This is a genomic window from Corynebacterium glyciniphilum AJ 3170, from assembly GCF_007673095.1.
GTDB lineage: Bacteria > Actinomycetota > Actinomycetes > Mycobacteriales > Mycobacteriaceae > Corynebacterium.
In genome coordinates, this window is record NZ_VDYZ01000122.1 from 1 (window position 1) to 333 (window position 333).

Annotated in this window: 1 pseudogene; it reads right to left on the minus strand. The window is 68.5% G+C overall.

The window, feature by feature from the left end:
* Window positions 1–319 (minus strand): annotated as a pseudogene (locus tag FS507_RS19910) (hypothetical protein); the annotation flags it as partial.
* Between the last annotated feature and the right edge of the window lie 14 nt (window positions 320–333).

Below are 333 nucleotides of genomic sequence, written 5' to 3' on the forward strand. Positions count from 1 at the left end.
CCCCCCGTTGGTTATGCAGCGCTCGGCCCCCGCCGCCCTCCACCCTTTCCACCCCCCCCACGCACCCCCCCACGCCCTCGCTCTCTTTCCTCCCCCCCCTCCTCTTCATCCTCATCCCCCTCCCCACCTTCACCTCCCTCCCTCTCCTCCTCCGCCCCACCCTCACCTCCCAACTCCTCCTCCCACTCCCCAACACCATCTCCTTCCTCCTCATCCCTCCCGCCCTCCTCACCCCCCTCCACACCCACATTCCCCACACCCACCTCCTCCATCCCCCTTCCCCCCTCACCTTCACACTCCCACCCCTCCTCAACCGCATCCAACTCCCCCCTC